The sequence below is a fragment of the Polaromonas sp. P1_E3 genome (assembly GCF_056405935.1).
Window position 1 is genome coordinate 1 of record NZ_JBFUBD010000240.1, and the last position, 4,231, is coordinate 4,231.

5 protein-coding genes are annotated in these 4,231 nt (G+C 64.6%); 3 read left to right on the forward strand and 2 right to left on the reverse strand.

Annotation, left to right across the window (positions count from 1 at the left end):
• Positions 1–191: 191 nt before the first annotated feature.
• From AC1D0Z_RS16790 to AC1D0Z_RS16800, 3 genes are read left to right on the forward strand one after another with little or no spacing between them, the layout of a single operon-like run.
• On the forward strand, positions 192–878 hold the full coding sequence (locus AC1D0Z_RS16790) for a response regulator (protein ID WP_477659356.1): 687 nt from the start codon (positions 192–194) through the stop codon (positions 876–878).
• A complete protein-coding gene (locus AC1D0Z_RS16795; RefSeq protein WP_477659357.1) occupies positions 875–2,392 on the forward strand; it encodes a sensor histidine kinase in 1,518 nt (505 codons plus the stop codon). Before AC1D0Z_RS16790 ends, AC1D0Z_RS16795 begins: the two co-directional genes overlap by 4 nt.
• A gap of 54 nt (positions 2,393–2,446) precedes the next feature.
• Positions 2,447–2,848: an RNA-binding S4 domain-containing protein gene (locus AC1D0Z_RS16800; RefSeq protein ID WP_477659358.1), complete on the forward strand. Its 402-nt coding sequence runs from the start codon at positions 2,447–2,449 to the stop codon at positions 2,846–2,848.
• A gap of 111 nt (positions 2,849–2,959) precedes the next feature.
• Here AC1D0Z_RS16800 and AC1D0Z_RS16805 read toward each other — a convergent pair whose 3' ends face one another.
• Positions 2,960–3,694, reverse strand: coding sequence for an aspartate/glutamate racemase family protein (locus AC1D0Z_RS16805; protein WP_477659359.1), 735 nt, complete (start codon positions 3,692–3,694; stop codon positions 2,960–2,962).
• A gap of 166 nt (positions 3,695–3,860) precedes the next feature.
• Positions 3,861–4,231: transporter substrate-binding domain-containing protein (locus AC1D0Z_RS16810; RefSeq protein ID WP_477659360.1), on the reverse strand; the 371-nt coding region annotated here is incomplete at its 5' end.

A 4,231-nucleotide genomic window follows, 5' to 3' on the forward strand; every position in this document is an offset into this window, starting at 1 on the left:
GCATGAATGTCTCCTTGAAAATAGGAATATGAAATTGTTGAGCTTGCCGGGCTGGCGAAGGTATCCAGCCGACCACGGGCTTATCATGCGCTTCGTTTCTGTCAAACGGCTGTCCGCAAGTATTGGGGAAAGTGCTAATGTCTGGGGCCCGTAAACCCCATGTTTTCATGGCCTTACCCATGCTGCCCCCCATGAAATTGTTGTTGATCGAAGACGATGCCTCGATGCAGGCTGCGCTGCAGCGCGCCCTGGGGCGGCGCGGCATGGAGGTTTTCAGCTGCACCGACGGCCGTCAKGCGCTGGCGCAATGGACGGACACGCAGCCAGACGTCGTGGTGCTGGACCTCAGCCTTCCGGGCATGGATGGCTTGCAGGTGCTGGAACAGGCACGGCTCAGGGGACTGGCCACGCCGGTGCTGATTTTGACCGCGCGCGGCACAGTCGGCGACCGCATCATGGGCCTGAACACCGGCGCCGACGACTACCTGCCCAAACCCTTTGACCTGGACGAGCTGGAAGCACGCCTGCGCGCGCTGAGCCGCCGGCGCGCGGCAACTGCCCTCCCCCCGGAAAACGATGCGGGCGCGCAAATCGTCGGCGAATTGCGCTATGAGAAAGACAGCGGGGCCATCTATCACCGCGACCAGGTGCTGGAGCTGACCCCGCGCGAACTGGCGCTGTTGCAGGCCCTGATCGCCAAACCCGGCCATGCGGTGTCCAAGGAACGTCTGTTCGAACTGGTGTTCCCGGGCGAGGCAGATGTGCAATATGAAGCCGTGGAAGTGGTGGTGTACCGCCTGCGCAAGAAGCTTGCGCAGACCGGCGTCACGCTGGTCACGCTGCGTGGCCTGGGCTACCTGCTGAAAGTGGATGCATGAGCGCCGCACAGCCCCCCCAGCTGCAGCACAACGCAGAGGCGGCAACCACCGAAGACAAGAACAACCAAGCGGCCATCGCCGCACACGGCGCGAAACCGGACGCAGTGCAGGCCACGGGCGCCGGCGCCATTTCCCTGCGCCGGTACCTGCTCATCGGCATTCTTTTGCCGGTAGGGCTGCTGGTGGTAGCCAACACCTTCAGCCTCTACCAGCAGGCGCTGGGCGCGGTGAACACGGCGTATGACCGCACGCTGCTGGCTTCGGCCAAGTCCATTGGTGAGCAGCTCGACGTGACCGGCTATGACGAGCAGTCTGAACTGCGCGTCACGGTGCCCTACGCGGCGCTGGAGGCCTTTGAGGCCGACAACCAGAGCCGGCTTTTTTACCGGGTGTCCAGCCTCAGCGGCGCGATGGTGTCCGGTTTTTCCCAGCTGCCGTTCTGGCGCGGGCGCATCCCGGCACGGCCGCCCTATTCGGCGCTGGTGGATTTTTACGACGACATTTTCATGGGCGACGAGGTGCGGGTCGCCGTTTTGCTGCAGCCCGTGGCCAGTGCAAAAGGCCGCGCCATGGCGGTGATCCAGGTCGCCGAAACGCTGGAGCTGCGCAAGACACTCGCCCGAAAAATCCTGTTCGACACGTTGTGGCGACAGGCCCTGCTGCTGGCGGTGATCGCCCTGGTGGCGGTCGTCGTGGTGCAGCGTGCGACGCGGCCGGTACGCCGCCTCAGTGCAGAACTACAGGCCCGCCCCGAAGGCGACCTGACGGCAATTACCGCGCCGGACGCACCCCGCGAATTGCTGCCGCTGGTGGATGCCACCAACGAGGTGATGGGCCGGCTGCAGCACCTGCTGGACAACCAGAAGCGCTTTGTGCGCGACGCCGCCCACCAGCTGCGCACACCGCTGGCCGTACTCAAGGTGCAGGTGCAGTCCGCGCTGCGCGGCGACATGGATGCCCGTGACGCGCTGGCGGAAATCAACCAGACGGTGGATCGCGCCACTGTGCTCGCCAACCAGATGCTGGCGCTGGCCAAGGTGGAACAATTGCGCCAGCAGGCCGACCTGCAGGCCATCGACCTGGCGCAGGTGGTGCGCTCGGTGGCGCTGGATCTCTCGCCGCTGATCGCCGAAAAGGACATCGATTTCGAAATTGAAACTGTGCCTGCGCGCGTCACATCGCATGAATGGATGCTGGGCGAGCTCACGCGCAACCTGCTGCACAACGCCATCAAGCACACACCGGCCGGCGGCACGCTGGCGGTGCGCATCGTGTGCGACGCCCGCGTTGCCGCCATGACCATCAGCGACAGCGGACCGGGCGTGTCGGCGGAGCTGTCGGCGCGGCTTTACCAGCCTTTTTCCGCAGGAAACGTGCGCCACGGCTCCGGCCTTGGCCTGGCCATTTGCCGCGAGATCACCGAAACCATGCATGGCAGCATTTCCCWGGAAAACCGCGTCGTGCATGGCCTCGTGACGGGACTGGACGCCACGGTACGCCTGCCCACGACGTAATTGTGCGGCGCCATCCTACGCAGGGCCTGGTGCCTTGGTACAGAATAATGCCCAATGGACAAATTGCGAATCGACAAATGGCTGTGGGCGGCCCGCTTCTACAAGACCCGCGCGCTGGCTGTGGAAGAAATTGACAAAGGCCGCGTCCGAGTCAATGGCGTTGAAGCCAAGCCGGCCCGTGAAGTCAAAGCGGGCGACACCGTGACGCTGCGGCAGGGCCCTTACACCCGTACCCTGATGGTGCGCGGCATCAGCAAACAGCGGGGTGCAGCCCCGGTGGCCCAGCAGCTTTATGAAGAAACCGGGGAAAGCCTGCGCCTCAAAGCCGAGGCCGCCGAGCAGCGCCGGGTGGCAGCCGACCCGGCCGGTAGCCTGGAACATGGCCGCCCAACCAAACGCGACCGCCGCACGCTTGACAAGGCCTGGGACAACCGCTGGAGCGCATCGGCGGATTGAGCGCCGGAGGCCGCCACATCAGCCGCTACCAAATTGATAGCTGCTTGCGCCCGTCACTATTGGCCAGAAGGCCGATTTCACCAAAAATCACGCGCGCGGCGCCGGCGCAGCTCAGGCGTAGGCGCGTTGCGCCAGTGCCTTCGCCAGCAAGGCCGCCGGGTCCACCAGCTCCAGCTCGTCCATGCCGGGCACCGCGCTCAGTGCCAGCGGAATCTCCGTACAGCCCAGTACCAGCGCTGAAAGGCCATGCCGACCGGCAAGCGCGCTGGCAACGGCCGCAAAACACCCGTGAGCCAGGGCCATGTTGCCGGCTTTGACGCCATCGTAAATGCCGCGCATTACAACCTCGCGCTCCTCTGCAGAAGGGATGTGGCATTGCAGGCCGGCCTGGCGCAGGGCCTGGTCATAGAGGCCTGCGCGATAAGTGCCCTCGGTCGCCAGAAGGCCCACTTCGCGCACACCGCGGCGGGCCAGGTTTTGTGCCACTTCGCGCGCTACATGCAACACTTCGAGCTGGGGAAACCGCTCCTGCAACGCACCATGCCAGGCGTGGGCCGTGTTGCAGGCCACCGCCACCGTGGTGGCGCCCAGCGCGGCCAGCTTGCCCATCGCCTGCAGCATCGGGTCCAGCGGCTGGTGGCCACCCGGTTCGGGCGAACCCAGCGCGGTGCTGCGGTCCGGCACCGGCACCTGGGCCAGCCAATGCTCGGGAAAAGCCTGGTCTGTTACCGGGATGTCCAGTGAGCGCATATGGTCCGCACAGGCGCTGACAAACAACCGGGCAAAGTCGGCGCCCGCAGCCGGGCCCATGCCGCCCAGGATGCCGACCACACGGGTTCTGCTCATATCTTGCCTTTCATTGCCAATGGCGTTGCAATCCCGCTCGTGCAGGCGCACGCCGGCCACCTGAGCCGCATGGCTCCGGGAATAATCTTTTTTGGGAAGAGGAAAGCTGCCGGCCCGAACAGGCCGGCAGCACAACGGGAGCGGCGCGGCGGCGCTCCCGTCAGCTTTACATGGCCGGCTTGTCGCTCAGCGCCTTGAGGTTGGCCTTCAGCTCTTCACTCATCGGCAGGTTCAGGTTCACGCCCTTTGGCGGGATGGGCGACGTGAACCACTTGGCGTACATCTTGGCAAACTCGCCGGACTTGATCAGGCGGGTGATCGTGCCGTCCACCAGTTTCTTGAACTCGGGGTCGTCCTTGCGCAGCATGCAGGCATACGGTTCCACCTGCAGGGAATCACCTACGACTTCCAGCGCCGCCGGGTTCTTGGAGTTCGCCATCAGGCCGAACAGCAGGATGTCGTCCATGGCAAAAGCCAGGGCACGGTCATTCTCAACCAGCAGCAACGAATCGTCATGGTCCTTGCCCAGGATGAGCT